Genomic DNA, 26,386 nt, shown 5'->3' with positions numbered 1-26,386 from the left:
GCGATGTTAATGGAATAACACGTCTTTCGCTAATGCAATTTGGTTATTAAGGCCATGCAGGGTGCATGTCACTTGTGGTCACTCTTGCGCACCAGATAGTCACCCAGGCTCTGGAAGGCCTGAACCATGACCACCAGGATGGCAACGGTGATCAGCATGATGGTCGGATTGAAGCGGTTGTAGCCGTAGCGAATGCCCAGGTCGCCAAGACCACCTCCGCCCACGGCGCCGGCCATGGCCGAGTAGCTGACCAGGGTCACCGCGGTGACGGTCAGGGCGGTGAAGATGCCCCCACGGGCCTCCGGCAGCAGTACCTTGGTGATGATCTGCCAAGGGGTGGCGCCCATGGACTGGGCGGCTTCCACCAGCCCGGGAGAAATCTCGTTCAGCGCGCCCTCGACCAGGCGTGCGATAAACGGAATCGCGGCGATGGTCAGCGGCACGGCGGCAGCGTTGGTGCCGATGGACGACCCCACCAGCATGCGCGTGAACGGAATGATCGCCACCATCAGGATGATGAAGGGGATCGAGCGGCCGATGTTGGTGATGATGCCGAGGACCGACTGCAGCACCGGCTGGGCCAGGATCTGGCCCGGGCGAGTGACATACAGAAGCACGCCCAGAGGGATGCCGACCAGGGCCGCGATCACACCGGACACCGCCACCATATAGAGAGTGTCGAGGGTGGCTTCGAGGATGAGGTTAAACATCGCGCTGGACATGGCCAAGCACCTCCACTGTCAGGTCGTGAGATTGCAGGTAGGCGAGGGCGCGCCGGGTGTCCTCGGCATCCCCCATCAGTTCGGCGATCATCAGGCCCAGGGTTCGCTCCTGGATGGACTCGACCTTGGCCTGCAGGATGCTGACGTCCACGCCGCACTCCCGCGCCAGCCGCGAGATCAGCGGGGTGGACACGGCGTCGCCGGAAAACGCCAGGCGTACCACCGGATGCGAATTCGGCCCGGGTGTCTGCTCGAGGCGGTCGATCAGCTCCCTGGGCGGTTCGAGTTCGAGGAATTCGTTGAGGAAGTCGCGGCCGAGCTGAGTGCGCGGGGCGGTGAAGAAGTCACCGACATCGGCTTCCTCGACCAGCCTGCCACCGGAGATCAGGCTGACGCGATGGCAGATCGACTTGACCACCTCCATCTCGTGGGTGATCAGCAGAATGGTCAACCCGAGCTTCTGGTTGATGTCCTTGAGCAGTTCGAGGATCGAGGCGGTGGTGTGGGGGTCCAGCGCCGAGGTGGCCTCGTCGCACAGCAGTACCTGAGGACGGCTGGCCAGGGCGCGGGCGATGGCCACGCGCTGCTTCTGACCGCCGGACAGCTGTGCCGGATACTGCTGGGCCTTGTCGGCCAGGCCGACAAGCTCCAGCAGAGGCGTGACGCGCTTGGTGATCTCGTCGCGCTTGACGCCCATCAGTTCCAGCGGCAGGGCGACGTTGGCGAATACCGTGCGCGAGGTCAGCAGGTTGAAGTGCTGGAAGATCATGCCGATACGGTGGCGCGCCTGATTGAGGGCGGGGCCGGAGAGGCTGGTCAACGTCTGGCCATCCACCTCCACGGTGCCGGAGGTAGGCCGCTCGAGCAGGTTGACGCAGCGAATCAGCGTCGACTTGCCGGCGCCGGACAGGCCGATGACGCCGTGAATCTGCCCCTGGGGTACGTGCAGGTCGACGTCGGCTAGCGCCTTGACGGCGCGTGAGCCGGCACCAAAGGTCTTGGAAAGGTTGGTCAGTCGTATCATCTCAGCTACCGGGTGGGCACCGAGGGACCTGGGCGGGCAAGAGAACGGCAATGGGCAGGCATAAAAAAAGGCCACCCTGACGGGTGGCCATCAACGCTGGACACACCCTTTTAGCTGCACTTCATGCACCGACGCCTTGTGAGCGTCGCGGCACGGGCGCCCGCAATCCGGGTACAAATCGGCGCCTAAAAATGTAGCGGGCAAGGATAGGGCGAGCGAAGGACCCTGTCAATCGTTTACGCATAGCCACTGGCAAGGTCTTTCGAGGTAGGCGCCACGTCGTAGTGGAACCGCCCTCCGGACGCCGTGACTGGCGATAGGTTTTCTGAACAATAGCGCAAGCGTGGACCTTTGGAGGCGCGGCTTCTAGACTGGGCCGGTTCGGGGAAGGCCCCGTGATGGCAAGGAGACAAAGATGTTCACCGGTATCGTTCAGGGCACCGCCGAGGTGGTCGAGATCAAGGAAGCGGAGGCCTTTCGCAGCCATCTGGTGCGGATGCCGCGTCACCTGTGTGAAGGCTTGGAGCTGGGCGCATCGGTGGCCCACAACGGGGTCTGTCTGACCGTCACCGATATCGATGGGGATCTGGTCAGCTTCGACCTGATGCGCGAAACCCTGCGGGTCACCAATCTCGGCGGTCTGAGCGTCGGTGATCGCGTCAACGTCGAGCGGGCGGCGCGCTTCGGTGACGAGATCGGCGGGCACGCCATGTCCGGTCACGTCATGGGGCAGGCGGAGCTGGTGGAGCTCGACGAGGCACCCAACAACCGTCGCCTGTGGTTCCTGTTGCCGCAAGGGCTCGAGCGCTTTGTCTTTGCCAAGGGCTACATCGGCGTGGACGGCATCAGCCTGACCATTGGTGAGTTGCGCAACGATACCCGGGGGCCGGCCTTTTGCGTCGACCTGATCCCCGAAACGCTGGCCCGTACCACACTGGCCGACCGTCGCCCGGGAGACAGGGTCAATCTCGAGATCGATCCCCAGACCCAGGCCATCGTCGAGACGGTAGAGCGGGTCATGGCGGCCAGGGGCTGAGCGTCGACAAGTACCTTTGCAGCCAAGTGCTGTAGCTTTGTGCCGCAGCGCCCGGACGGGCGTCGGCGGTGGTCTCCCTCGCTTGAGAAGCTGCTAACTTAACCGGATGTAACATTCCTTTAAGTGCACCGACCGTGATCAGCGAGGGACTACCATGAAAATGACAGCCAAGGCATTGGCGACAGGCGTGTGCGCCGCAGCGGCGTTGGGAATTGCCACGGCTGCCGTGGCCCAGGATCTGTCTCCCTGGGTGGACAGCGAGGGCACCATCTCCTTGCCGGACAACTTCCGCACCGAGATGGCGCATCTGGGCTCCTGGTTCGTACCCGAAGGGGACGCCAGTGGCTTCCATAACGTCTATACCGAGCCCGAGAGCGTCGCGTCCTTCCGCGAGAACGGGGTCTTCCCCGACGGCGCCGTGCTGGTCAAGGAGTTGCGGGCACACAGCACCGGCGACTACACCACCGGCGCCGGGGTGAGCTACGAGAACGAGACCATCAAGCAATGGTTCGTGATGGTCAAGGACTCCACCGACCGCTTTGCCGACAGCAATGGCAGTTGGGGCGATGGCTGGGGTTGGGCGCTGTTCAAGACCGATGATCCTTCCACCAACGTTTCGGCCGACTACAAGGCCGACTGTCTTGGCTGTCATGTCCCGGCCCAGGACAAGGACTGGATCTATACCGAAGCCTATCCGATTCTGGTAGAGTAGCGCGCCTTCGAGAGTCGCCGACATCGGGCGCGGTACGGCGGACTCGCCGTACCGCGCCCGATGTGCGTTTGGCCCCGGCCGATCGTCGAGGGCTGGGATGCCGCTTTATGGGGCGGGCAGCCTTGCTTGACGTGGTGGCGCTGGAGGTCGCGCGGACGACCCTGCGTGCTCCCTGTGCGTTGGCCAGGTTGTGCAGGATCGTCGTGATTCCCTGGACGGCCTGCTATATGGTGTCACTAGTCGCAGGGTGGCAGGGCGCGTTCGGCGAACTCTCGTCCTGGACACTCCCCTATTGACTCCACGTGCAGGACCCAGCGCATGTCCAACCAGCAGCCTGAACCGAGCTCCGGCAAGAGCCCGCTCGATCGCTTCTTCAAGCTCAGTGAGCACCGCACCACCGTCAAGACGGAGGTGATCGCCGGGATCACCACCTTCCTGACCATGGCGTACATCATCTTTGTCAACCCGAGCATCCTGTCCGAGGCGGGCATGGACTACGGGGCGGTCTTCGTGGCGACCTGTGTCGCCGCCGCGGTGGGCTGTCTGGTAATGGGGCTGTGGGCCAACTATCCCATCGCCCTGGCGCCAGGCATGGGTCTGAACGCCTTCTTTACCTACGGTGTGGTGCTGGGCATGGGCTACACCTGGGAGGCAGCGCTGGGAGCGGTCTTCCTGTCCGGTGTTACCTTCTTTCTGCTCAGCATCTTTCGCATCCGCGAGTGGATCATCAACTCGATTCCGATCACCTTGAGACTCGGCATCGCGGCGGGTATCGGTCTGTTTCTGGCCATGGTCGCGATGAAGAATGCCGGCATCATCGTCGACAACCCGGCCACCCTGGTGTCGGTGGGCGATCTGTCCGAGCCGGCCCCGCTGTACGCCCTGGCCGGGTTCTTCGTGATTACCGCGCTGGCCCATCTGCGCGTCACCGGGGCGGTGATGATCGGTATTCTGGGGGTGACCCTGGTGGCCATGCTGCTGGGCCACAATGAATTCAGCGGGGTGGTGTCGATGCCGCCGTCGATCGCGCCGACCTTGATGTCCATGGACCTGGCCGGTGCCTTCGATGTGGCCATGATCAGCGTGGTCTTTGCCTTCCTGTTCGTAGATCTGTTCGACACCTCCGGTACCCTGGTGGGCGTTGCCCATCGCGGTGGCCTGCTCGACAAGGACGGCAAGCTGCCGCGCCTGGGTCGTGCGTTGATGGCGGACTCCACCGCCTCCATGGCCGGTGCTGCCCTCGGCACCTCGACCACCACCAGCTATGTGGAAAGCACCGCCGGCATCGCCGCCGGTGGGCGTACCGGTCTGACCGCCGTGGTGGTCGCGGTACTGTTTCTGGCCAGCCTTTTCTTCGCTCCGCTGGCGGGCTCCATTCCGGCCTATGCCACCGCGGGGGCGCTCCTGTACGTGGCGTCGCTGATGGCGGGAAGCCTTGCCCATGCCGACTGGGACGACGCCACCGAGGCGGCGCCGGTATTGATCGCCGCCCTGGCCATGCCGCTGACCTTCTCCATCGCCGAAGGTATCGCCTTCGGCTTCGTCAGCTACGTGGCGATCAAGGCCCTGTCCGGTCGCTTCAAGGACCTGAACGCCGCCGTGGTGATCCTCGGTGTGCTGTTCGCGATCAAGATGATCTACCTCGATTGAGCCCATCGGGCTGACCGGGGCTGGCTGGCCAGGACCGGCTGAGCCGGCAGGTTGGCCAGCCCCGCCGTGCGGCGCCGAGACAAGGCGCCGCATGTGTCATGCATTCTTCTTTCGACCCCTAGCGAGAACCGCCATGAGTATCTACGGCGACTACATCAAGTCCGTCATTCGCACCGTTCCCGACTGGCCCCAGCCGGGTGTCAACTTTCGTGACATCACCCCGCTGCTGCAGAACAGTGCGGCCTTTCGCAAGCTGATCGACAGCTTCGTGCACCGCTATCAGGAGATGGATCTGGACGCCATCGCCGCCATCGACGCCCGCGGTTTCATCGTCGGCGCGCCGGTGGCCTACGAGCTGGGCTGCAGTTTTGTGCCGGTACGCAAGAAGGGCAAACTGCCGTTCAAGACCATCAGTCAGACCTACACCCTGGAATACGGCCAGGCCGAGGTAGAGCTGCACTCCGATGCCTTCCGTGATGGCGACCGTATCCTGGTGGTGGACGACCTGATTGCCACCGGTGGCACCATGCTGGCCGCGGCCGAACTGATCAGCCGCAGCGGGGGACATGTGGTGGAGACGTCTGCCATCGTCGATCTGCCGGATCTTGGCGGCTCCCAGAGAATCCGTGACGCTGGCCACAGCGTGTTCGCCGTGTGTTCCTTCACCGAGGACGAGTGACCCATGAGCAGTCAACGCTACCATCGCCATTTCGTGGTGTCCTGGGACCAGCTTCATCGCGACGTGCGCGAGCTGTGTCATCGCCTGATCGAGCGCGATACCAAGGGCATCATTGCGATCACCCGGGGCGGGCTGATTCCCGCCGCGCTGATCGCTCGGGAGCTCAATGTTCGCCTGATCGACACCGTCTGCATCAAGAGCTACGACCATATGGAGCAGGACAGCCTCGAGGTGCTCAAGGGCGTGGATCACGACGGCGAAGGATGGCTGCTGGTCGATGATCTGGTGGACACCGGCAAGACCGCGCGCAAGGTGCGCGAGATGCTGCCCAAGGCGCACTTTGTGACCATCTACGCCAAGCCCGAGGGTCGTCCGCTGGTGGATCAGTACCTCACCGAGGTCGCCCAGGACTGCTGGATCCAGTTCCCCTGGGACATGGGCGTGGCCTACGTCGAGCCCCTGGCGGACCAGCGGCGGTGAGCGACATGGTTCAGGTATTGCCCGACAGCTGGGAGCGCTGGCTCGGAGCCGAGTTCCAGGCGCCCTACATGCAGCAGCTCAAGGCGTTTCTGGCGGCAGAGAAGGCCGCCAGGAAGACCATCTATCCGCACTCGTCGGACTGGTTTCGGGCCTTCGAGCTGACGCCGCTGGACGAGGTACGAGTGGTGATCCTGGGGCAAGATCCCTACCACGGTCCTGGCCAGGCTCATGGGTTGTGCTTTTCGGTGCGCGAGGGCATCAAGCCGCCGCCGTCACTGGTCAATATCTACAAGGAGCTGGCCCAGGACCTGGGGGTGACGCCGGTCAACCACGGCCACCTCGAGGCCTGGGCGCGCCAGGGGGTGTTGCTGCTCAACACCTCCTTGACGGTGGAGGAGGGCAACGCCGGCTCCCACCGGGGCAAGGGATGGGAGACCTTCACCGACCGCGCCATCGAGACCGTCAACGCCGAGGCGCCGCCCTGTGTCTTTCTGCTGTGGGGCAGCCACGCCCGCCAGAAGAAGGCGCTGGTGGATCAGGAGCGTCATCTGGTGCTGGAGTCGCCGCACCCGTCGCCGTTGTCGGCCCACCGCGGCTTTTTCGGCAATCACCATTTCTCTCGGGCCAACGCCTTTCTCGCCGAGCACGGGAGATCCACGGTGGATTGGCAGCTGCCGCCGACTCCCTGAACGTGTTGGGCGGACGGCCTGGACGTCCGCCGGCTTTCGGTGCACGCAGCGGGTTAACCTGACGCGGCGTTGCAGGTAGAATGGCGCGCAATTTGTCGCCCGCGTCCATGCGACGAAGGTCGTCCAAGCACCACCTCCCGTTATTAAAGAGGACTCGCCAATGAGCGTCCATGCCATCGATCACCCCCTGGTCCAGCACAAACTCGGTCTGATGCGTGAAGCCGGCATCAGCACCAAGAGCTTCCGTGAACTGGCCGGCGAGGTGGCAAAACTGCTCACCTACGAGGCGACCCAGGACCTGGAGTTGCAGGACTATGACATCGATGGCTGGAGTGGCGAGACCATCACCGTCAAGCAGCTCAAGGGCAAGAAGGTCACCATCGTACCGATCCTGCGAGCGGGACTAGGCATGCTGGAAGGTGTCACCGACCTGATTCCCAGTGCACGGGTCAGCGTGGTCGGTCTCTACCGCGATGAAGAGACCCTCGAGCCAGTGCCCTATTTCTCCAAGTTCGCCAACGACCTGGACGAGCGCATGGCGGTGGTCATCGATCCGATGCTGGCCACCGGAGGTTCCATGGTGGCCACCCTGGACATGCTGCGCGACCGTGGCTGCCAGTTGATGCGAGTGATCGTGCTGGTGGCAGCTCCCGAAGGCATCCGCCGCGTTCAGGAAGCCTACCCGGATATCGAGATCTACACCGCCTCGGTGGACGAGCGCCTCGACGAAAACGGTTATATCGTGCCGGGACTGGGCGACGCCGGGGACAAGATCTTCGGTACCCGCTAAGCACGCGATATCCCGCCAATGCCACGGCCAGACTATCCAGCGGTGGCATTTTACCCAGTGGTTTCATGCCTATGATCGAAAGCAGACATTTCAGGTGAAATGTCTGCTTTGCTGTGTCCGCAAGTCAGTTGGGCGGGAACGCAGTTCAGCCATTGTCCGTCTGGACAGACGCCGCGCTCTCGTTGTGGCTGTCGGTGGTTGATTCAAGAATCAAGGAGGCATGGATGAAGTTGTTGCGTGTGGCAGCTAGTGCTGCAGTAATTCTGAGTCTGGCGGCAAGCGTTCAAGCTGGGGTGATACGCCCCGACTGCGATGCTGAAAAGGTCGCCAAGAATGCGGCACTCGAGGCCACGGTGGGGGTGTCTGGTCGTTGCACCGCAGATCGCGCCGTGGAAAACGCCAAGGACAACGTCAATGATCGTGTCGATGACGCCCGGGACGGGGTCGCGGATCACGTCGACGATGCTCGGGGTGGGGTTTCCGATCGGGTGGATGCTGCACACGACAGCGTCGAGCGAGCGGGCGGGAAGGTCGATGATGCGCTGGATAAGCCAGTGCGTACGCTGTTGAACTGACGTCAGCGGGTTCTCCCGCCTCCGTCGTGCGCCCAATGTTCCTTTGCGAACATTGGGCGCTTTTTTTTTCTGGAAACAACATCTGCACCGAGGCTCAGCTATCAGGGCGGTGGCTTTTCGCATTAGACAAAAGTTGATGACATGGGAGAAGTAAAGCAAAAACAGAAAGATGGGAAATAAAAAGGGTGTCTTCTGGCGCGTGGTGGGCCCTTTCGTTTAAAAACATCACGGGCGAGTAGAGATTCTCTACTACCGTACAGATGACGCCCCTCGGAGACGAGGGGAACCTCTGCGCGAAAGAGTACGCCCATGTCCCTGATCCTCGACGGCGTCACCCGCAAGGTGGCGAGCGAGACCCACATCGATGACATCAGCCTGACCCTGGAGCCGGGTTCCTTCAATGTCCTGCTGGGCCGCACCCTGGCCGGCAAGACCAGCCTGATGCGCCTGATGGCCGGGCTGGACCAGCCGACCCGCGGGCGCATCCTGATGCAGGGTGAAGACGTGACCGGCAAGGGGGTTCGCCAACGCAACGTGGCGATGGTCTACCAGCAGTTCATCAACTACCCCCACCAGAGTGTCTTCGACAATATTGCCTCTCCGCTGAAGCTGGCCCGTGTCGCCAAGAGCGAGATCCAGCGACGTGTCCACGAGATCGCTGAGCTGCTGCACATCGAAGGCCTGCTCGACCGCCAGCCACTGGACCTGTCCGGTGGCCAGCAGCAGCGCACCGCCATGGCACGGGCGCTGGTCAAGGACGCGGACCTGGTGCTGTTCGATGAGCCTCTGGTCAACCTCGACTACAAGCTGCGCGAGGAGTTTCGCGAGGAGTTGAGTGCCTTGTTCGCCCGGCGTGACTGCATCGCGGTCTACGCCACCACCGAACCGGCGGAAGCGCTGGCGCTGGGTGGCAATACGGCAATTCTGCACGAGGGGCGCCTGGTTCAGCATGGCCCGACCGCTACGGTGTTCCGCCAGCCGGCCTCCCTGACCGCGGCGGAGATGTTCTCCGAACCCCCCATCAATGTGCTGGAAGGGCGCATCCGCGACGGTGAGGTCAGCTTCGACGACGAGGTGCACTTCCCGCTCGATGAAGCTCTGGCGGCGCTTGACGAGGGCGGCTACCGCTTCGGTGTGCGGCCGGCTCATCTGGCCATGCAGCCCCGGGCAGACGATGACCTGGCGCTTGACGTCAAGGTCGAGCTGGCCGAGATCAGTGGCTCCGAGACCTTCCTGCACGTGGGCAACGAGAGGATGTCGCTGGTGGCGCATCTTTCCGGTGTTCACAGCTTTCGTGTGGATGAGCCGATCACACTCTATGTACCGGTGCATCGCCTGTTCGTGTTCGACATGGATGGCAAGACCCTGCACGTGCCGCCGGAAGCCGGTGACGGAGGGGTGCGTCCGCCGCTTCCGTCTTCACGGCAGGCACCGCCGGCGTCGGCGTCAGGGGAGGAGCGCTAGCATGGCCGAGATTCGCCTTTCACAGTTGGCGCACAGCTATTCGGCGTCGCCTTCGAAGCGCAGCGACTACGCCATCGAACAGATGGAGCACGTGTGGGAGCAGGGTGGTGCCTATGCCCTGCTGGGGCCATCCGGCTGCGGCAAGTCGACCCTGCTCAATATCATCTCCGGGCTGCTGGTACCTTCCCAGGGCGAGGTGCGCTTCGACGGGGTCATGGTCAACGAGCTGCCGCCGGAAGAGCGCAACATCGCTCAGGTGTTTCAGTTCCCGGTGGTCTACGACACCATGACGGTCTACGACAACCTGGCCTTCCCGCTGCGCAACGTGAAGACCCCGGAGGAGCGGGTTCGCGAGAGGGTCGAGGAGGTCGCGGACATCCTCGACCTGACCGACCGCCTGGCCAGCAAGGCGCGCAACCTCAGTGCCGACGAGAAACAGAAGGTGTCCATGGGGCGTGGCCTGGTCCGTGATGATGTGGCGGCCATCCTGTTCGACGAGCCACTGACGGTGATCGACCCGCAGCTCAAGTGGAAGCTGCGGCGCAAGCTGAAGGAGATCCATCAGCGCTTCGCCATCACCATGATCTACGTGACCCACGATCAACTCGAAGCCTCGACCTTTGCCGACAAGATTGCGGTGATGTACGACGGTCGAATCGTCCAGTTCGGTACCCCGCGCGAGCTGTTCGAAAGCCCCGCCCACACCTTCGTCGGCTACTTCATCGGTAGTCCCGGCATGAACTTCTTCACGCCATGCATCGATGGCGACAACATCCTGATCGACGGCCAGCGCCTCGAACTGTCCGCCGCGATGCACCGCTCGCTGCTTGATGCTCGTGAACGCAGCGACAACCTCAAGCTGGGCATTCGTCCGGAATTCATCGAGCTTGCCGAGGACGGCACGAGCGGGACCCTCAGCGCCGTGGTGGACCACTGCCAGGATCTCGGGACCTACTCGATCTTGACGCTGGCGCTAGACCAGGCGCGCTTCAAGGTGCGCGTGGAGGAGGGCGGGCTCGCGCTTTCCGGGCGCGTGTCGGTGCGTTTCCCAGAAAGATGGCTGACTTTGTACGTAGATGAATCCCGTGTAGAGGTGGCGTCATGAACAAGGTCCCCAACAATCGCGCCTGGTGGCTGGTGCTGCCGATGCTGGCGCTGGTCGCCTTTTCCGCCATCGTGCCGCTGATGACGGTGGTCAACTACTCGGTGCAGGACGTCTTCGACGCCAATACCCGGTTCTTCACCGGCACCGAATGGTTCGTCAAGATGCTCAACGATCCGGCGCTGCAGGCGGCGCTGGCCCGGCAGTTTGCGTTTTCGCTGACCATTCTGGCGATTCAGGTGCCGCTGGGGGTGGGAATCGCGCTGTTGATGCCCAAGCGTGGCTGGCGGGCGTCGCTGGTGTTGATCCTGGTGACCTTGCCCTTGTTGATCCCGTGGAACGTGGTGGGCAGCATCTGGCAGATATTCACCCGTGGCGACATCGGTCTGATGGGCTGGAGCCTGCGCCAGATCGGCTATCCCTACAACATCACCTCGAGTCCGCTGGACGCCTGGGTAACCATCGTGCTGATGGATGTCTGGCACTGGACCTCGCTGATCGCACTGCTCTGCTACAGCGGTCTGCAGGCGATTCCCGAGGCCTACTATCAGGCGGCGCGCATCGATCGCGCTTCACGCTGGGCGGTGTTTCGCTATATCCAGCTACCCAAGCTCACCAACGTACTGGTGATCGGGGTGCTGCTGCGTTTCATGCACTCCTTCATGATCTACGCCGAACCCTTCGTGTTGACCGGCGGCGGGCCGGGAAGCGCGACCACCTTCCTCAGTCAATCGCTGGCGATCATGGCCACCGCCCAGTTCGATGTAGGGCCTTCGGCGGCCTTTTCGCTGATCTACTTCCTGATCATCCTGCTGGTCTGCTGGGTGTTCTATACCGCCATCATGAATCTGCAGAAGGACCGGCAGGGAGGGGCTCGCCATGACTGATTCCACGCCATCCAGTCCCGACCAGGTGCGAAAGCGCGCGGAAAAGGAGGCGGCCCGCCGCCGTCGACAGGGCCGTTCGACAGGACGACGCTTTCGCAGTGGCTTCTTGATGCTGGCCTACATCGTGTTTGTACTGCTGCCGATCTACTGGCTGGTCAACATGTCGCTGCAGACCAATAGCGAGATCCTCGGCGAGCTGACCCTATGGCCGCAATCGCTGACCTTGGCCAACTACGCCAAAATATTCACCGACCCGAGCTGGTACATGGGTTACGTCAACTCGATCACCTATGTGTTGATGAACATGGCGATCAGCATGAGCGTGGCGCTGCCGGCGGCCTATGCCTTCAGTCGCTACCGTTTCATCGGTGACAAGCACCTGTTCTTCTGGCTGTTGACCAACATGATGGCGCCACCGGCGGTGTTCCTGCTGCCGTACTTTCAGCTCTACTACACGGTGGGCCTGTTCGATACCCACATCGCCGTGGCGCTGGCCCACTGTCTGTTCAATATTCCGCTGGCGGTATGGATCCTCGAAGGCTTCATGTCCAGCGTGCCCAAGGAGATCGACGAGACCGCCTTTATTGATGGTTACAGCTTCCCGCGCTTCTTCGTCCAGGTGTTCATTCCGATGATTCGCTCCGGCATCGGCGTGACGCTGTTCTTCCTGTTCATGTTCTCCTGGGTCGAGCTGTTGCTGGCACGCACTCTGACCTCCACCGAGGCCCAGCCCATCGCCTCGGTGATGACGCGAACCTCGACCGCCTCGGGCATCGACTGGGGCACCCTGGCGGCGGCCGGGGTACTGACCATCGTGCCAGGCATCGTGGTGGTGTTCTTCGTGCGCCATCACATCGCCAAGGGCTTTGCCCTGGGCCGGACCTGAGGAGCACCGACATGGACTGGATGGTATGGACCCTGCCCACGGCGATCTTCTTTGGTGTCATTGCGCTGTTGCTGGTGGTCATGACGACCTGGGAGCTGGTATCGCCGACGCGGGAACGGCGCGGTTTTCTGCCGATCAGCACCACCCGGGGGGACCGTTTCTTCATCGGCATGCTGTCGGCGGCCTACATCCATCTGGCGGTCGTGGGCTTCACCAGCCTGAGTCTGTGGCTGGCGCTGGGCGTATCGGTGGTGTGGATGCTGGTCCTGCTGCGATGGGGCTAGCGGGGGCCAGGCTCCCTTCGACGACAACGATCGACCTGACGGTCGACGACAACAATAGAGGTGACCATGAACGCTAGACTCAAGCTGACCAGACTAGGTGCTGTGGGGCTATTGCTGCTCAGCGGCGGCGCCCTGGCCCAGGACGATCGAACGGCGGTGATCGAGCGCTTGGCCGACGAGGTGTTCAAGGACTCGACCCTGAGCCGCGAGGAACGCATCGCTGAACTGGAATGGTTTGCCAAGGCTGCCGAGCCGTTTGAAGGCATGGAGATCAACACCGTCGCCGAGGGCCTGACCACCCACACCTGGGAGCGTGACGTGCTGGCGCCGGCCTTTACCGAGCTGACCGGTATCGAGGTAACCCACAACATCATCGGCGAAGGTGATGTGGTGCAGAACATGCAGACCCAGATGCAGTCGGGGCGCAATATCTATGACGCCTACGTCAACGACTCGGACGCCATCGGTACCCACATTCGCTACGGCTCGACCATCAACCTGAGCGAGGCCATGGCCAACGAGTGGAAGGACCTGACGCTGCCGACCCTCGATCTGGACGACTTTATCGGCATTCAGTACACCACCGGGCCCGACGGTAGCATCTACCAGCTGCCCGACCAGCAGTTCGCCAACCTCTACTGGTTCCGCTATGACTGGTTCCAGCGCGATGATCTGAAGGCAGAGTTCAAGGACATCTACGGCTATGATCTGGGTGTGCCCACCAACTGGACCGCCTATCAGGACATCGCCGAGTTCTTCAGCGAGCACGTCGGCGAGATCGACGGTCAGAAGGTCTACGGCCACATGGACTACGGCCGTCGGGATCCGTCGCTGGGGTGGCGCTTCCATGACTCCTGGCTGTCCATGGCCGGCATGGGCAGTCCCGGGGTGCCGTTCGGCAACCCGGTAGACGACTGGGGCATTCGGGTCGATGAAGAGAGCCACCCGGTGGGGGCCAGCGTCAGCCGTGGCGGCGCCACCAATTCACCGGCCTCGGTGTTCGCCGTCACCAAGATGGTGGAGTGGCTTCGAGACTATGCGCCGCCCGAAGCCCAGGGCATGACCTTCGGCGAGGCCGGGCCGGTGCCGGCCCAGGGCAACGTGGCCCAGCAGATGTTCTGGTACACCGCCTTTACCGCCGACATGGTCAGTCCCGATGTGGCGGTGACCGACGATGAGGGCAATCCCAAGTGGCGCATGGCGCCGTCTCCCACCGGCCCGTACTGGGAAGAGGGGATGAAAGTCGGCTATCAGGACGTGGGGGCCTGGACCTTCTTCGATTCGACGCCGGAGGATCGGCGCAGCGCAGCCTGGCTGTTTGCCCAGTTCACCGTGTCCAAGACCGTCTCGCTGGAGAAGCTGATGGCGGGGCTGACGCCGATCCGCCGGTCCGACATCTTCTCCGACCAGATGACCGAGATGGCGCCGAAGCTGGGTGGCCTGGTGGAATTCTACCGCAGTCCCAACGAGTCCAACTGGACGCCTACCGGCACCAACGTGCCTGACTATCCGCGCATGGCGCCGCTGTGGTGGCAGAATCTGGCCCCTGCGGTCAATGGCGACATCTCGGCCCAGGAGGCGCTGGATAATCTGGCCGGTGACCTCGACAACATCATGGCGCGTCTGGCGCGGGCCAAGGTGTTTGCCACCTACGCGCCGGTGCTCAATGAACCCAAGGATCCCGAAGAATGGTTGAGCCAGCCCGGCGCGCCCAAGGCCAAGCTGGACAACGAGATGCCCCAGGGCACCACAGTGCCCTACGAGCAGATGATGGAGGAATGGATGTCGGCCGGTACCCGTGAGTAGGACGGGGACTTGTGCGCAGGTGACGGCGCTTCGCAGGTCGCCTTTCGTGCATGGCCCCTGATGTGCAGGACGCCGGGCCCTCGCTGGAGACAGCGGGGGCCCGGTGCCTTGTGGGCAATACATGGCGCCGGGTGGATAGCACAGTCTGGATGAGAGGAGCGTCTGCCAAGCGTTGGCGGTGGCGTCGAAAGACGCGCAAAATTTTGCCGAAACGTTGCGCGTGCGTTGGTACCATAGCCGGCGTTTGTCCACCGCGGAGCCCTCCATGTCAGACCCCTCGTCCTCTTCCTCGCCCGTCGAAGCAACGACGGATTCTTTGCCTCGGCTGGTGCTGGTCGGTGCCCAGATGCTGTTCGTGGCGTTCGGCGCCCTGGTGCTGGTGCCATTGCTGACCGGCCTCGATCCCAACGTCGCCATGTTCACCGCCGGTATCGGCACCCTGGTGTTCCATCTGACCACGCGTCTGACGGTTCCGGTGTTTCTGGCGTCGTCCTTTGCCTTTATTGCCCCTATTCAGGGCTCCATCGCCCACTTTGGTGTCTCCGCCACCCTGGGCGGGCTGATCGCTGCCGGTTTCGTCTACGTGGCGATCTCCCAGGCGGTTCGGCTGAAGGGGACGGGGTGGCTGCATCGGCTGCTGCCGCCGGTGGTGGTAGGACCGGTGATCATGGTCATCGGTCTTGCCCTGGCACCAGTCGCGGTGAGCATGGCCACCGGCGAGAACAGCGAGACCATCGGTTACACCCAGGCCATGGTGCTGTCCATGTCGAGCCTGCTGGTGACGCTGATCCTGGCGGTCTTCGGGCGCGGTCTGTTGCGCCTGGTGCCGATCATGGGGGGGATCGTCACCGGCTATCTGATGGCATTGCTGATGGGAGTGGTCGACTTCAGCCCGGTACGTGAGGCGGCCTGGCTGGCGTTGCCATCCTTCACCGCGCCGAGCTTTCACTGGGCGGCGGTCCTGTTCATGATCCCCGTCGCCATCGCGCCGGCGGTGGAGCATATCGGTGATATGGTGGCGATCGGCTCGGTGACCCGACGCAACTACCTGGAGAAACCAGGCCTTCACCGCACCCTGTTGGGCGACGGCCTGGCGACCATTGCGGCGGCGCTGTTCGGTGGGCCGCCCAACACCACTTACTCGGAGGTCACCGGGGCGGTCACCCTGACCCGCGCCTTCAATCCGATGTTCATGGTGTCCGCCGCACTGGTAGCCATCACCTTGGCCTTCGTCGCCAAGCTGGGGGCAGTATTGCAGACCATTCCTACCCCGGTGATGGGCGGGATCATGACCCTGCTGTTCGGCTCCATCGCGGTGGTCGGCATGAATACCCTGGTGCGCGCCGGCAAACCCCTGACCGCCCCGCGTAACCTGGTGGTGGTCTCGCTGATCCTGGTGTTCGGCATCGGTGGTATGCAGTTCGGCGATGGCCAGTTCGCCCTGCAGGGGGTCAGCCTCGCCGCCTTGATCGGCATCGCCCTCAACCTGGTGTTGCCCCGGGCCAGCGAGGACGAATGAACCCTGCTATTACCATGGCCCGGCGTGACAGCCGGGCCATCGGCTGTTGGCGACCGGGCACTGACGATCATGCCCTGTCGTCGTCTTTGATCAATGATGTAGCTGCTCTCCGCCATCGGAAAAGGTGGGGGGAATTAATGGTGCAACTTCTCGCCACCACCGGAAAAGGTGGGGGCAATCAATGGTGCAGTTGCTCTCCGCCATCGGAGACGGTGGGGGGCAATCAATGGTGCAGTTGCTCTCCGCCATCGGAAAAGGTGGGGGGAGTGTTCGCACTGACAATCACGCATTCCTGATCCCCCAGGTTGCGAAACCGATGGGGCAGGCGTGAGTCGAAGTAGTAGGCGTCGCCGGGGCCGAGCAGACCTGTCTCGCCGTTGACGGTGATCTCGATCTCGCCGGCGATGATGACGCCGCCTTCCTCGCCGTCGTGTTCAAGCATCTCTTCGCCGGTATCGGCTCCGGGCGGATAGCGCTCGTGGAGCACCGACATGCGTCGGTCCGGGCGTCTGGCCGCGACAAGCCGCCAGGACAGATGGCCATCACCGATCTCGGTGAGCTCCGCGGCGCGATAGAAGGGGCTGGGGTGGTTCGGTTCGTCACCCGCGAAGAAAGCGCTGATCGATACCGGCAAGGCGTCAAGAATCTTCTTAAGCGAGCTGACCGATGGGCTCACATTGTTAAGCTCAATCAGCGAAATGGTGCTGTTGGTCACACCGGCTCTTTTCGCCAGTTCGCGTTGAGAAAGCTGCTTTTCCTGTCGTAGTTGGCGCAATCTGGCGCCGACGTCGAAACTGTCTTCCATCCTGTTTCCCGTCTCGGCAAAGCCGATGTTGTGCATAATGATGGACACATGATACCCGCTAACGCCGCTGTCCGACATCCCTGGCGTCTACTGTCTACCCCGATACGCTCATGGCAGCCTGCGGGTGGCTAAGGCATCATGGAGGATGCTGTCGACGACCAATAAAAGAGGTGCAATGGTGGCGAGGCTGGACGCGAAGGAGATAAGCGGCGTGGTTCTGGCGGGAGGCCAGGGGCGACGCATGGGGGGAGTCGACAAGGGGCTGGTGCCGTTCGACGGCAAGCCGCTGGCGGCGCACGCCGTTGCCTGTCTGAAGCCCCATGTGGCTAGCGTGATGATCAATGCCAATCGCCATCTGGACGAGTACGCGGCTCTTGCCGATCGAGTGGTCGAGGATCACCAGGCGGGCTACCACGGACCCTTGATGGGCATCTACAGTGGTCTGGTCGCGTCCTCTACGCCCTGGGTGGTGGTGGTGCCCTGTGACAGCCCGGCGCTGCCCGCCGATCTGGTGCCCCGGCTGGTGGCTGGCTGGCGCGATGGGCTGGATATTGTCGTCGCCCATGACGGCGAGCGGCTGCACCCCGTGGTGGCGTTGCTGTCCCGTCACCTGCATGAGGATCTGGCGGCGGTACTGGAGCAGGGCGAACGCAAGATCGACCGCTGGTACGATCGCCACCGCTGGGATCGGGTCGACGTCAGCGACTGCGCTGCCGCCTTCGCCAATCTCAACACCGAAGAGGAAAGACGACGGCTGGAGGCGTGTCGCCAGGAGCGTGACTCATGACGCAGGCGCTGAGCTTGCGCCCCGATCAGCCGCTGTTGGGCATCGCCGCCTGGAGCGGGACCGGCAAGACCACCCTGCTGGAACGTCTGGTACCGATGTTGAAGGGTGCCGGGCTCAAGGTGGCGGTGATCAAGCACGCCCACCACCGCTTCGAGGTAGACCAGCCTGGCAAGGACAGTCATCGCCTGCGTATGGCGGGGGCCGAACCTATCCTGATCGCCTCCCGCGCCCGGCTGGCATTGATGATGGAGACGCCGGGGGGCGAAGAGGCCGATCTGGCAACCCTGCTGGCCATGGTCGCGCCGCTGGAACCGCAACTGGTGCTGGTCGAGGGCTTCAAGGACTGGCCTTTGCCCAAGCTGGAGCTCCATCGGCCGGCGCTGGAAAAGCCGCTGATGGTGGAAGACGATCCATGGATTCAGGCCGTCGCCAGTGACGCGCCCCTGGCGACAAGGGGCGATGTGCTCGATCTCAATGATCATGACGCCATCGCCGCCTGGGTCCAGGCCTGGGTGAGGCGTTGGCCCGAGTGGATTGTCGCGCACCAGGGAGGAGAACCGTCATGACAACGCTCTCCTGTTTCGATCTTGGTGAGCGCATGCTCGGCGTCGAGGAGGCGCGCGATGCCCTGTTGACGCTGGTAGCTGGTCGCCTGGCGGCGGAAAAGGTGCCCCTGGCCAGGGCCCACGGCCGAGTGCTGGCCGAGGCGGTAGAAGCGCCTTTCGATGTGCCCGGGCATACCAACTCCGCGATGGATGGGGTGGCGCTCAACTGGTCGACCGAGGACCCCGGCGAGGTCTTTCTCCAGGTGGGAGAAGCCCTGGCGGGGCAGCCTTTTCAGGGTCGCCTGGGCGAAGGTGAGTGTATTGCCATCACCACGGGGGCGCCCTTGCCGCCAGGGGCCGACACCGTGGTCATGCTCGAACAGCTCGAGCGAGATGGCGATCGTGTGAGGGTGACACGCGCCGACCGCGTCAAGCAGGGGCAGAACGTGCGCCAGGCGGGCGAGGATCTGCGTGCCGGCCAGGTGGCCATTGCAGCAGGCAGGCGCCTCGAAGCCGCCGCGCTTGGCCTGTTGGCGTCTCTCGGGCAGGCCGAGGTCCGGGTGCGGCGACGTCCTCGGGTAGCCGTGTTCTCCACCGGCGATGAGGTCACGGCACCCGGTGAGGCACGCGCCCAGGCGGCGATCTATGATGCCAACCGCTATTCTCTGATGGGGTTGTTGCAGGAGCATGGCGCCGAGGTAATCGATCTCGGCATCGTCGCCGATGACACCGACGCCCTGGTCGAACAGCTCGCTGACGCCGCCCGGACCGCGGATCTGGTGGTCTCCAGTGGCGGAGTGTCGGTGGGGCAGGCCGACCACACCCGGGATGCGGTGGAGCGTCTTGGCAGGTTGACCCTGTGGCGGATCGCCATGCGGCCAGGCCGGCCCATGGCATGTGGGGTGATTGGCCCCGACGAGACACCCTTGCTGGGACTTCCGGGTAACCCGGTGGCCTGCATGATGACCTGTCTGGTGTTTGTGGTGCCGATGCTGGCGGCTCTGGAAGGGCGCTCACCCACTCAGCCACGCTGGAAGGCCGTGGCCGGTAGCGCCTTTCGCAGCAGGGTCGGACGTACGGACTACAGTCGCGGTGTCTTTCACTGTGATGCGGACGGGACCTTGCGGGTGGTCAATACAGGCAATCAGGGTTCCGGTATTCTGTCGTCCATGGTCTCGGCCAATTGCTTGGTCGAGATTCCCGAGGATACGGACTCGGCGTCCATCGATGATATCGTGATGGTACTCCCTCTCTTTCGATTTTCCTGAGGCTTGAACATGACGCTTTCCCATCTCAACGCACGCGGCGAAGCCAACATGGTCGATGTCGGCGACAAGGCAGCGACCCGACGGGAGGCGACGGCGACCGGAAGCATCTCCATGGCGCCGGAGACTCTGGCGCTGTTGAGCGATGGCAAGTTGCCCAAGGGCGACGTGCTGGCGACCGCCAGGATTGCCGGTATTCAGGCCGCGAAACGCACCCACGAGCTGATCCCGCTTTGCCACCAGCTGGCGTTGTCCAAGGTCAGCGTCGACTTCGAGATCGACGCCGAATCCAGTTGTGTCAGGGTGTCCGCCACCTGCCGTCTGACCGGACGGACCGGGGTCGAGATGGAAGCCCTGACGGCCGTATCGGTGGCCTGTCTCACCCTTTACGACATGTGCAAGGCGGTGGACAAGGAGATGGAGATCGGCGAAATCCACGTGGATGCAAAACAGGGTGGCAAGTCCGGTGACTATCTGCGTCGGAGCGCGACCGCTGCGACGGCAACGCCGATCGTGACCAGCCCCGAGAACAGCCCGGCGTTGACCCTGGGGCTTGCGTCCGCCGCGGAGCAGTGTGTCAGGGTGAAGTGCCTGGCTGAACTGCGCGAAAGGCTTGGCGTCGGTGAAGCATCGGTGCCACTGGACAGGTTGCCCAGTGCCGATGTTGCCGGTCTCAAGCAGGCACTGAAGACCCTGGATGATCGCTTCAAGGGGCTGGATGAAGGGCGCGTGCTGTGCGCCGTCAATCAGGTGATGGCGAGTGACGGTACCCGTCTGACCTGTGAGGACGAGGTGGCCTTCTTCCCGCCGGTGACAGGAGGCTGATCGATGATACGCGTGCAGCATGAGACCTTCGATGCAGGTCATGAACAGCGCCGGATGCTCGAACATCGCACCGACATCGGAGCGGTGGTCAGCTTCACCGGACTGGTCAGGGACTTCAATGAACGCCCGGACGTCACGGCGCTGACGCTTGAGCATTATCCCGGCATGACCGAAGCGTCGCTGGCCGAGATCGAAGCTGAGGCGCGACAGCGCTGGCCGCTCGATGAGGTAACCCTGATCCACCGGATCGGTCGTCTGGAGCCCGGTGATCCCATCGTACTGGTGGTGGTGGCCAGCGCCCATCGGCGTGCCGCCTTCGAAGCCTGCGAATTCTTGATGGACCATCTGAAGACCCGGGCGCCATTCTGGAAGAAGGAGCACACCGAAAGCGGCGATTACTGGGTATCTGAACGTCGTCAGGATCATGATGACGCCAAGCGCTGGGAGGTCGCTTCGCAATGACACAACAGTTGATCGATAGTTTCGGTCGCCGGGTGACCTACGTCCGATTGTCTGTCACCGACCGCTGCGACTTTCGCTGCGTCTACTGCATGAGCGAGGAGATGACCTTCCTGCCACGTGCCCAGGTGCTGACGCTGGAGGAAATCGCTCAGGTGGCGCAAGCCTTCACCGAGCTCGGCGTGGAAAAGATTCGTTTGACCGGGGGGGAGCCGCTGGTCCGTCGCAATATCGAGCAACTGGTGTCCAGTATAGGGGCCTTGCCGGGGCTTCGGGACTTTGCCATGACCACCAACGGGGCGGGCCTGAGGCGGCATGCCGAGGCGCTGCGCCAGGGCGGCATGAAGCGTCTCAACATCAGCCTGGATTCGCTGGATCCCGAGCGCTTTCGACGGCTGACACGTACCGGTGACCTCGACAAGGTGCTGGACGGCATCAGCGCCGCTCGGCAGGCCGGCTTTGAGCGCATCAAGCTCAATGCGGTGGTGCTCAAGGGGCGCAACGAAGACGAGGTGCTGGATCTTGTCGAGTTCTCCAGGGCAGAGGGGCTGGATATCAGCTTTATCGAGGAGATGCCGCTGGGCGATGTGTCCGACCATTCCCGTGCCGAGACCTATTGTTCAAGTGACGAGGTGCGCGAAAGGATCGAGCAGCGCTACCCCCTGATGGCCACGACGGAAGCCACCGCAGGGCCTTCTCGCTACTACCGTATGGAGGATAGCGAGACGCGGGTCGGATTCATCTCGCCCCATAGCCATAACTTCTGTGCTTCCTGCAATCGTGTTCGGGTCACGGTGGAAGGGCGTCTGCTGCTGTGCCTTGGCAACGAGCATTCGGTGGATCTCAGGGCGGTATTGAGGCGCTACCCCGGTGACACGGAGAAGCTCAAGGCCGCCATCGTGGAGGCGATGCCGCTAAAGCCTGAGCGGCACCATTTCACCACCGATGGGGATGTTCAGGTGGTTCGCTTCATGAACATGACCGGTGGCTGACAGCGCTTTCGCCAAGTGACCGCTTGTCTCCTTACCTGCGCGGGCGCCTTGGGCGCCCGCTCTTTGTATCCTGGCCGCTGTCTTTTTTCCTCGAGGTGTCAGCGTTTCAACCAATATTGACCGGTCAAGGGGTGACTGGGCTCGTCCAATGAGCTCGCTGTTGACGTATAAAGACCGCCAATATTTCGGTAATTGACAAGGAAAAATCTCCAGCATTTCTTGCCAAGAGTGGCCGGTTGCATATACTTTTCTTCAAGTGAATTGCGGCGTGCGCCGCTTGGTGTCAAAGCTATGGAGTGAGCTATGTCCAGCGAATCATTGGAACGTATTGCGAGAAACAAGAACGTGGCACGGGCAGCGGCTCGTCAACTGAGCATGGAACAGCTGCAAAAACTGGCGGAAGTGGTCGAGGAGGTCATCGATCAGAAGCGCGACGAGGAGCGCCAGCGCCAGGAAGAAGAGATGCAGAAGGCCCAGAAGCTGGCGGAGATCCGTGAGCAGATCACCGAAGCCGGCCTGTCGCTGGATGATCTCGTATCGGAGCAGCCCAAGCGCAAGCGTGGACGTCCGCCCAAGAACGCCAAGTGATTCTGCTGGCGCAGGTGTGGTCACGCGAGTTCGGTTGACCTGACCTTGCACGGACGTGTCGCGTCGCCAGTGCAGCTTGGCCGCTGTGTCACCAAGGCGCGTGCATGACGCAAAGCGCGTGAATGGTGACGGCACGGCCACAAGTACGGCGAACGTCGAGCCGCGACCGGCCCTGGAAACGTCCAGGGCCGGTTGTTTTGTTTATAGGGGGGAGGCTCAGACGTCGCCGGCGATGCCTTCGATATCGCTCGCCATCAACTGGAGTTCGACCTGTGGCAGACGCTGTAAGTGTTCGCCCAGCCAGGCCTGAATACGAGGGTAGAGGCCACGACGGAGCGCCGACAGGGTATCGACGGCCAGGTCGTCGAGTTGTTCGTCGAGCCAGTCGATGAAATTGTCCTCGTCCAGGGGGCTGGTCTGGCTTGAGTCGATCATCAGCCGGCCAATTCTGGCCCAGCCGGTGTCGGTCGCTACCAGGCTGATGGCGAGGAAGAGTACGCCGTGGCGATTGCGCGCATGTGCCGGAGATTGACGCCGGTCGATGCCCCCGCGTTCGATGATGCACTGAGACAGAGGGAAGCTTTCCTCGCGGGTCAGGCCGCCCTGGTCGAACCGGATCAGATCGCCGTTGCGAGGTGCCAGCGGAGCCTCGATGCCCAGGCGACAGGCCAGTTCCTGATGAGCTGACTGATGGTTTTCCTCGCCATGGACCGGCAGCAGTCTGGTCGGCTGGAGCCAGCGATAGAAGCGTTCCAGTTCCTGCTGTGCGGGGTGCCCGGAGGCATGCAGTTCGGGGTGGCTGGCATCATCGATGATGGTGACCTGAAAGCGCGCCAGGCCGCGCTTGAGCCGCTCGATAAGGTGCTCGTTGCCGGGAATGGCCTTGGCCGAGAAGATGACGGTGTCGCCAGTGGTCAGCTCGAAGTGAGGATGCCTTCCCTGGGCAAGGCGCGACAGCGCGGCGCGGGGTTCGCCCTGGCTCCCCGTGGCAATGACCAGCACTTCCTCGGGTGGTAGATAGCCCAGGTCGCTGACGGGCACCAGCGCAGGAAAGTCGTCGAGATAGCCCAGTTGCCTGGCATGGCCCACCATGCGCTCCATGGAGCGCCCGAGCAGGCTGACCCGGCGTCCGCAACGAGCAGCGGCGCGGCCGATGGCCAGGACCCGTGCCAGATTGCTGGCGAAGCAGGAAACGACAACGCGGCCCTGGCAGCGGGAGATGGTAGACACCATGGCCCTTGCGACCTCGCCTTCACTTCGTGAATGGCCGGCCACGTTGGCATTGGTGGAATCACCCACCACCAGATCGACCGGCGCGAGGGCGCGAAACAGATCTTCGTTCACCGGTTGGCCGATCAGCGGCTCTGGGTCCAGTTTCCAGTCGCCGGTATGCAGGATGCGCGAGTTGCCTGCCTGAATGAGCAGAGCGCAGCTTTCCGGGATGGAATGGGTCAGCGGCAGGAAACGAAGGGAAAACCCTGCGATGTCCCTGGCGTCCCCGGGTTCGATGACGTCTATCGCGTCGGTGGGAAGTCCCCGTTCGCTGAACTTGACGCGCAACATGGCGGCGACCAGAGGGGTCGCCAGAATAGGGCAGGCCCAGCGTGGCCATAGCCAGGCGGCGGCACCGATATGATCTTCGTGGCCATGGGTAATGAGCAGCGCCTGCGGACGGATGCCGCGGGTATCCAGTATCGAGGTGTCTGGCACCTGGAGCGGCTCACCTGGAAGGTCCTGGCGAATAAGCATGCCACAGTCGACGGCAATCCAGGCGTCCTGATAGCCGTACAGGCTTAGATTCATGCCGATCTCGCCACAGCCTCCCAGGGGCAGAAAATGCACCGGTGGGCGGCGTCGTGGTCGAATCTGGGCTCGCGGAATCGGCATCATGCTCGGCATCGTGGACGGTGTTCATTTCACTATACGGGATCGACCGCGCACGACTCAACGCGAGAGGTCAAAGGACCCGTGCAGCGGTCGTTCGCCATCTCACTTTTCGCTACAATGCATGCCCCGAATGGGCGTGCTCATCGCCCCTCCCCATGGTGGTGCAAGGTTGGTCACCGAGAGTTGGTCCAAGGATACAGGTGTTATGTCCCATTTCTATCGTCTGGTCGTGTCGTGTCCCGATCGACTGGGTATTGTCGCCAGGGTGTCGAACTTCATTGCTGGCCACGGTGGTTCCATCACCGAGGCCAATCAGCACTCGGACCTGGCCTCTGGTCGCTTCTTCATGCGCTACGAAATCCTGGCCGACTCCATCGGCATGTCGAAGGAAGCCCTGTGCGAGGCCTTTGCGCCGGTAGCGCGTGAATTCGAGATGGACTGGGCGCTGCGCGACACTCGTCAGAAGCGGCGCGTCGTGCTGATGGTTTCCAGGGAATCTCATTGCCTGGTGGATCTGTTGTATCGATGGACCGCTGGAGAGCTCGATTGCGAGATCGCGGCGGTGATTTCGAACCATGACGACATGCGCAAGATGGTCGAGTGGCACGGTATTCCCTACCATCATGTGCCGGTTTCGGCAGACGACAAGAGTGCCGCCTTCGCCGAGGTCGAGCGTCTGGTCGAGGCGTCCGAGGCCGACAGTATCGTGCTGGCGCGCTATATGCAGATTCTTCCACCTGATCTGTGCGAGCGCTACAGTGGGCGAGTCATCAACATTCACCATAGCTTCCTGCCATCCTTTGCCGGGGCCAAGCCTTATCACCAGGCTTACCAGCGCGGCGTCAAGCTGATTGGTGCGACCTGCCACTACGTCACCGAGGAACTCGACGCCGGGCCGATCATCGAGCAGGATATTCACAGGGTCAGTCACTGTCATACGCCGGATGATCTGGTGCGTTTCGGGCGCGATGTAGAAAAGACCGTGCTGGCACGGGGGCTGCGTTGGCACCTCGAAGATCGGGTGCTGATCCACGACAACAAGACCGTCGTCTTTGCCTGAGTCGGCATCAAGGGCGCCGGCCGTTCTTTCGACGCCCGGCGCCTGGGCGGGAGTGGGTGAGCGCGGGAATGGGTGATCGAGGGGGTGTCGAAAGCCTGGTCCGGTCACTCACCCAGGCATGCCAACCGAGCCGGAATCGCCCGTACAGGTAGGCAGCAGGAAGAGGAGGGGTCATGTCCTTTGCTCAGGTGATCCTTGCCCCCTGGCTGATCTGGGTTTGCGCGGGGGTGGCGCTGTCGGCCCTGGTGCTTGCCCTTTTCCAGCGTCCCTGGCGCGCCCTCTTTCAAGATACTGGCCTGCAGCATCGCTGGCTGGCGGCAACGCTGATGGTGGCGATGCTGTGGCAACTAAGGGCCCAGGCGGTCGATTGGCTCAGTCTGCATCTGCTGTTCACCACTCTGATGACGCTGGTCTTTCGAGGCCCCCTGGCGCTCTTGAGCTGTCTGCTGGTCAATCTGTCACTGGTGCTGACCGGGCGCGTCGCCTGGCCACTGCTGGGCGTCAATCTGGTGGTCACCGGCCTGGTGCCGATGCTGGTGACGGTGCTGATCTGGCGCCTGGTCGATCGACGGCTGCCATCTCATCCCATGGTTTTCCTGTTTATCGGCGGGTTCTGGTGCGCGGCGTTGTCGGCACTGGCTTCGGGGCTCGCGGTGCTGGGGTTGACGCGGCTCGGCGCCAGTGACCCGTCAGCGTTATTCCAGGCCAGTGAGTACGCGCGTTTCCTGCCGCTGCTGATGCCGTCGGAGGCCTTTATCAGCGGCATGCTGCTGAGCATTCTGATGTTCTACCACCCACACTGGGTCGCCACCTTCAACGACAGCCGTTACCTGGACGACGATGGTCGCGGCGGCCGGGGCCCGTGAGC

Annotated in this window: 28 protein-coding genes; 24 read left to right on the top strand and 4 right to left on the bottom strand. The window is 62.8% G+C overall.

Going from position 1 to position 26,386, the window contains the following annotated elements; all coding sequences use genetic code 11:
• Window positions 1-68: 68 nt before the first annotated feature.
• Entirely contained in the window at window positions 69-722 is a 654-nt protein-coding gene (locus NFH98_RS11420) for a methionine ABC transporter permease (protein WP_045992473.1), read from the bottom strand.
• Window positions 703-1,746 (bottom strand): methionine ABC transporter ATP-binding protein, encoded by a 1,044-nt coding sequence (locus NFH98_RS11415; protein ID WP_045992472.1) that lies wholly within the window; start codon window positions 1,744-1,746, stop codon window positions 703-705. Before NFH98_RS11415 ends, NFH98_RS11420 begins: the two co-directional genes overlap by 20 nt.
• A 415-nt stretch (window positions 1,747-2,161) precedes the next feature.
• On the opposite strand from NFH98_RS11415, the gene NFH98_RS11410 reads away from it, so the two are divergent.
• From NFH98_RS11410 to NFH98_RS11340, 15 genes are all read left to right on the top strand, one after another.
• Window positions 2,162-2,782: a riboflavin synthase subunit alpha gene (locus NFH98_RS11410; RefSeq protein ID WP_108133095.1), complete on the top strand. Its 621-nt coding sequence runs from the start codon at window positions 2,162-2,164 to the stop codon at window positions 2,780-2,782.
• Between the two features lie 154 nt (window positions 2,783-2,936).
• Window positions 2,937-3,494: a cytochrome P460 family protein gene (locus NFH98_RS11405; protein WP_231498667.1), complete on the top strand. Its 558-nt coding sequence runs from the start codon at window positions 2,937-2,939 to the stop codon at window positions 3,492-3,494.
• A gap of 318 nt (window positions 3,495-3,812) precedes the next feature.
• Window positions 3,813-5,144 carry an NCS2 family permease gene (locus NFH98_RS11400; RefSeq protein WP_045992468.1) on the top strand — a complete coding sequence of 444 codons (1,332 nt, stop codon included), beginning with the start codon at window positions 3,813-3,815 and terminating at the stop codon, window positions 5,142-5,144.
• A gap of 133 nt (window positions 5,145-5,277) precedes the next feature.
• Entirely contained in the window at window positions 5,278-5,823 is a 546-nt protein-coding gene (locus NFH98_RS11395; protein ID WP_108133097.1) for an adenine phosphoribosyltransferase, read from the top strand.
• Between the two features lie 3 nt (window positions 5,824-5,826).
• Complete coding sequence (gene gpt, locus NFH98_RS11390; protein WP_045994212.1) at window positions 5,827-6,303, top strand: xanthine phosphoribosyltransferase; 477 nt, start codon at window positions 5,827-5,829, stop codon at window positions 6,301-6,303.
• A gap of 5 nt (window positions 6,304-6,308) precedes the next feature.
• Complete coding sequence (ung, locus tag NFH98_RS11385; RefSeq protein ID WP_108448865.1) at window positions 6,309-6,992, top strand: uracil-DNA glycosylase; 684 nt, start codon at window positions 6,309-6,311, stop codon at window positions 6,990-6,992.
• A gap of 160 nt (window positions 6,993-7,152) precedes the next feature.
• Complete coding sequence (gene upp, locus NFH98_RS11380) at window positions 7,153-7,782, top strand: uracil phosphoribosyltransferase (RefSeq protein WP_045994211.1); 630 nt, start codon at window positions 7,153-7,155, stop codon at window positions 7,780-7,782.
• A 224-nt stretch (window positions 7,783-8,006) separates the two neighbouring features.
• The gene (locus NFH98_RS11375) at window positions 8,007-8,357 is read left to right on the top strand and encodes a hypothetical protein (protein WP_222516519.1); all 351 of its coding nucleotides are present in this window, start codon (window positions 8,007-8,009) and stop codon (window positions 8,355-8,357) included.
• A gap of 309 nt (window positions 8,358-8,666) precedes the next feature.
• On the top strand, window positions 8,667-9,821 hold the full coding sequence (locus tag NFH98_RS11370; protein WP_287165598.1) for an ABC transporter ATP-binding protein: 1,155 nt from the start codon (window positions 8,667-8,669) through the stop codon (window positions 9,819-9,821).
• A 1-nt stretch (window position 9,822) separates the two neighbouring features.
• Entirely contained in the window at window positions 9,823-10,926 is a 1,104-nt protein-coding gene (locus tag NFH98_RS11365) for an ABC transporter ATP-binding protein (protein WP_124804855.1), read from the top strand.
• Window positions 10,923-11,810: a carbohydrate ABC transporter permease gene (locus tag NFH98_RS11360; RefSeq protein WP_045994208.1), complete on the top strand. Its 888-nt coding sequence runs from the start codon at window positions 10,923-10,925 to the stop codon at window positions 11,808-11,810. Before NFH98_RS11365 ends, NFH98_RS11360 begins: the two co-directional genes overlap by 4 nt.
• Window positions 11,803-12,696, top strand: a complete 894-nt coding sequence (locus NFH98_RS11355) for a carbohydrate ABC transporter permease (RefSeq protein ID WP_124804854.1) — start codon at window positions 11,803-11,805, stop codon at window positions 12,694-12,696. Before NFH98_RS11360 ends, NFH98_RS11355 begins: the two co-directional genes overlap by 8 nt.
• Window positions 12,697-12,707: 11 nt before the next feature.
• Window positions 12,708-12,980 (top strand): DUF2160 domain-containing protein, encoded by a 273-nt coding sequence (locus NFH98_RS11350; protein WP_108133102.1) that lies wholly within the window; start codon window positions 12,708-12,710, stop codon window positions 12,978-12,980.
• Window positions 12,981-13,046: 66 nt separating this feature from the next.
• Window positions 13,047-14,786 (top strand): ABC transporter substrate-binding protein, encoded by a 1,740-nt coding sequence (locus NFH98_RS11345; RefSeq protein WP_287165595.1) that lies wholly within the window; start codon window positions 13,047-13,049, stop codon window positions 14,784-14,786.
• A gap of 265 nt (window positions 14,787-15,051) precedes the next feature.
• The gene (locus NFH98_RS11340; RefSeq protein WP_349622727.1) at window positions 15,052-16,305 is read left to right on the top strand and encodes a uracil-xanthine permease family protein; all 1,254 of its coding nucleotides are present in this window, start codon (window positions 15,052-15,054) and stop codon (window positions 16,303-16,305) included.
• Window positions 16,306-16,528: 223 nt separating this feature from the next.
• On the opposite strand, the gene NFH98_RS11335 is transcribed toward NFH98_RS11340, so the two are convergent.
• On the bottom strand, window positions 16,529-17,110 hold the full coding sequence (locus NFH98_RS11335; RefSeq protein WP_045994203.1) for a cupin domain-containing protein: 582 nt from the start codon (window positions 17,108-17,110) through the stop codon (window positions 16,529-16,531).
• A 175-nt stretch (window positions 17,111-17,285) separates the two neighbouring features.
• Between NFH98_RS11335 and mobA the strand changes: the two genes are divergently transcribed.
• The 7 genes from mobA (at window position 17,286) to NFH98_RS11300 (ending at window position 22,571) form a co-directional block, all read left to right on the top strand.
• Window positions 17,286-17,897, top strand: coding sequence for a molybdenum cofactor guanylyltransferase MobA (mobA, locus tag NFH98_RS11330; protein ID WP_045994202.1), 612 nt, complete (start codon window positions 17,286-17,288; stop codon window positions 17,895-17,897).
• Window positions 17,894-18,463 (top strand): molybdopterin-guanine dinucleotide biosynthesis protein B, encoded by a 570-nt coding sequence (gene mobB, locus NFH98_RS11325; RefSeq protein ID WP_108133104.1) that lies wholly within the window; start codon window positions 17,894-17,896, stop codon window positions 18,461-18,463. The genes mobA and mobB overlap by 4 nt, the downstream gene beginning before the upstream one ends.
• Window positions 18,460-19,710 (top strand): molybdopterin molybdotransferase MoeA, encoded by a 1,251-nt coding sequence (gene moeA, locus NFH98_RS11320; protein ID WP_349622726.1) that lies wholly within the window; start codon window positions 18,460-18,462, stop codon window positions 19,708-19,710. Before mobB ends, moeA begins: the two co-directional genes overlap by 4 nt.
• A gap of 9 nt (window positions 19,711-19,719) precedes the next feature.
• Window positions 19,720-20,532: a cyclic pyranopterin monophosphate synthase MoaC gene (moaC, locus tag NFH98_RS11315; protein WP_045994199.1), complete on the top strand. Its 813-nt coding sequence runs from the start codon at window positions 19,720-19,722 to the stop codon at window positions 20,530-20,532.
• Between the two features lie 3 nt (window positions 20,533-20,535).
• The gene (gene moaE, locus NFH98_RS11310) at window positions 20,536-20,994 is read left to right on the top strand and encodes a molybdopterin synthase catalytic subunit MoaE (RefSeq protein ID WP_108133107.1); all 459 of its coding nucleotides are present in this window, start codon (window positions 20,536-20,538) and stop codon (window positions 20,992-20,994) included.
• A complete protein-coding gene (gene moaA, locus NFH98_RS11305; protein WP_287165591.1) occupies window positions 20,991-21,983 on the top strand; it encodes a GTP 3',8-cyclase MoaA in 993 nt (330 codons plus the stop codon). The genes moaE and moaA overlap by 4 nt, the downstream gene beginning before the upstream one ends.
• A 303-nt stretch (window positions 21,984-22,286) precedes the next feature.
• Window positions 22,287-22,571: an H-NS family histone-like protein gene (locus NFH98_RS11300; protein WP_045994196.1), complete on the top strand. Its 285-nt coding sequence runs from the start codon at window positions 22,287-22,289 to the stop codon at window positions 22,569-22,571.
• 216 nt (window positions 22,572-22,787) lie between these two features.
• On the opposite strand, the gene NFH98_RS11295 is transcribed toward NFH98_RS11300, so the two are convergent.
• Complete coding sequence (locus NFH98_RS11295) at window positions 22,788-24,374, bottom strand: ribonuclease J (protein WP_045994216.1); 1,587 nt, start codon at window positions 24,372-24,374, stop codon at window positions 22,788-22,790.
• A gap of 289 nt (window positions 24,375-24,663) precedes the next feature.
• Here NFH98_RS11295 and purU point away from each other — a divergent pair, with 289 nt between their 5' ends.
• A complete protein-coding gene (gene purU / locus NFH98_RS11290) occupies window positions 24,664-25,518 on the top strand; it encodes a formyltetrahydrofolate deformylase (RefSeq protein WP_045994195.1) in 855 nt (284 codons plus the stop codon).
• 173 nt (window positions 25,519-25,691) lie between these two features.
• Complete coding sequence (locus NFH98_RS11285; RefSeq protein WP_045994194.1) at window positions 25,692-26,384, top strand: energy-coupling factor ABC transporter permease; 693 nt, start codon at window positions 25,692-25,694, stop codon at window positions 26,382-26,384.
• Window positions 26,385-26,386: the final 2 nt, after the last annotated feature.

The organism is Halomonas sp. H33-56, assembly GCF_040147035.1.
Lineage (GTDB): Bacteria > Pseudomonadota > Gammaproteobacteria > Pseudomonadales > Halomonadaceae > Halomonas > Halomonas litopenaei.
Note: the sequence above shows the minus strand (reverse complement) of the source record. Positions and strands in the feature narration are given on the sequence as shown.

What these genes read in the sequence shown, in the direction of transcription:
- NFH98_RS11420 (WP_045992473.1), bottom strand. Translation starts at nt 722, where the DNA reads ATGTCCAGCGCGATGTTTAACCTCATCCTCGAAGCCACCCTCGACACT.
- NFH98_RS11415 (WP_045992472.1), bottom strand. Translation starts at nt 1,746, where the DNA reads ATGATACGACTGACCAACCTTTCCAAGACCTTTGGTGCCGGCTCACGC.
- NFH98_RS11410 (WP_108133095.1), top strand. Translation starts at nt 2,162, where the DNA reads ATGTTCACCGGTATCGTTCAGGGCACCGCCGAGGTGGTCGAGATCAAG.
- NFH98_RS11405 (WP_231498667.1), top strand. Translation starts at nt 2,937, where the DNA reads ATGAAAATGACAGCCAAGGCATTGGCGACAGGCGTGTGCGCCGCAGCG.
- NFH98_RS11400 (WP_045992468.1), top strand. Translation starts at nt 3,813, where the DNA reads ATGTCCAACCAGCAGCCTGAACCGAGCTCCGGCAAGAGCCCGCTCGAT.
- NFH98_RS11395 (WP_108133097.1), top strand. Translation starts at nt 5,278, where the DNA reads ATGAGTATCTACGGCGACTACATCAAGTCCGTCATTCGCACCGTTCCC.
- gpt (WP_045994212.1), top strand. Translation starts at nt 5,827, where the DNA reads ATGAGCAGTCAACGCTACCATCGCCATTTCGTGGTGTCCTGGGACCAG.
- ung (WP_108448865.1), top strand. Translation starts at nt 6,309, where the DNA reads ATGGTTCAGGTATTGCCCGACAGCTGGGAGCGCTGGCTCGGAGCCGAG.
- upp (WP_045994211.1), top strand. Translation starts at nt 7,153, where the DNA reads ATGAGCGTCCATGCCATCGATCACCCCCTGGTCCAGCACAAACTCGGT.
- NFH98_RS11375 (WP_222516519.1), top strand. Translation starts at nt 8,007, where the DNA reads ATGAAGTTGTTGCGTGTGGCAGCTAGTGCTGCAGTAATTCTGAGTCTG.
- NFH98_RS11370 (WP_287165598.1), top strand. Translation starts at nt 8,667, where the DNA reads ATGTCCCTGATCCTCGACGGCGTCACCCGCAAGGTGGCGAGCGAGACC.
- NFH98_RS11365 (WP_124804855.1), top strand. Translation starts at nt 9,823, where the DNA reads ATGGCCGAGATTCGCCTTTCACAGTTGGCGCACAGCTATTCGGCGTCG.
- NFH98_RS11360 (WP_045994208.1), top strand. Translation starts at nt 10,923, where the DNA reads ATGAACAAGGTCCCCAACAATCGCGCCTGGTGGCTGGTGCTGCCGATG.
- NFH98_RS11355 (WP_124804854.1), top strand. Translation starts at nt 11,803, where the DNA reads ATGACTGATTCCACGCCATCCAGTCCCGACCAGGTGCGAAAGCGCGCG.
- NFH98_RS11350 (WP_108133102.1), top strand. Translation starts at nt 12,708, where the DNA reads ATGGACTGGATGGTATGGACCCTGCCCACGGCGATCTTCTTTGGTGTC.
- NFH98_RS11345 (WP_287165595.1), top strand. Translation starts at nt 13,047, where the DNA reads ATGAACGCTAGACTCAAGCTGACCAGACTAGGTGCTGTGGGGCTATTG.
- NFH98_RS11340 (WP_349622727.1), top strand. Translation starts at nt 15,052, where the DNA reads ATGTCAGACCCCTCGTCCTCTTCCTCGCCCGTCGAAGCAACGACGGAT.
- NFH98_RS11335 (WP_045994203.1), bottom strand. Translation starts at nt 17,110, where the DNA reads ATGGAAGACAGTTTCGACGTCGGCGCCAGATTGCGCCAACTACGACAG.
- mobA (WP_045994202.1), top strand. Translation starts at nt 17,286, where the DNA reads ATGGTGGCGAGGCTGGACGCGAAGGAGATAAGCGGCGTGGTTCTGGCG.
- mobB (WP_108133104.1), top strand. Translation starts at nt 17,894, where the DNA reads ATGACGCAGGCGCTGAGCTTGCGCCCCGATCAGCCGCTGTTGGGCATC.
- moeA (WP_349622726.1), top strand. Translation starts at nt 18,460, where the DNA reads ATGACAACGCTCTCCTGTTTCGATCTTGGTGAGCGCATGCTCGGCGTC.
- moaC (WP_045994199.1), top strand. Translation starts at nt 19,720, where the DNA reads ATGACGCTTTCCCATCTCAACGCACGCGGCGAAGCCAACATGGTCGAT.
- moaE (WP_108133107.1), top strand. Translation starts at nt 20,536, where the DNA reads ATGATACGCGTGCAGCATGAGACCTTCGATGCAGGTCATGAACAGCGC.
- moaA (WP_287165591.1), top strand. Translation starts at nt 20,991, where the DNA reads ATGACACAACAGTTGATCGATAGTTTCGGTCGCCGGGTGACCTACGTC.
- NFH98_RS11300 (WP_045994196.1), top strand. Translation starts at nt 22,287, where the DNA reads ATGTCCAGCGAATCATTGGAACGTATTGCGAGAAACAAGAACGTGGCA.
- NFH98_RS11295 (WP_045994216.1), bottom strand. Translation starts at nt 24,374, where the DNA reads ATGAATCTAAGCCTGTACGGCTATCAGGACGCCTGGATTGCCGTCGAC.
- purU (WP_045994195.1), top strand. Translation starts at nt 24,664, where the DNA reads ATGTCCCATTTCTATCGTCTGGTCGTGTCGTGTCCCGATCGACTGGGT.
- NFH98_RS11285 (WP_045994194.1), top strand. Translation starts at nt 25,692, where the DNA reads ATGTCCTTTGCTCAGGTGATCCTTGCCCCCTGGCTGATCTGGGTTTGC.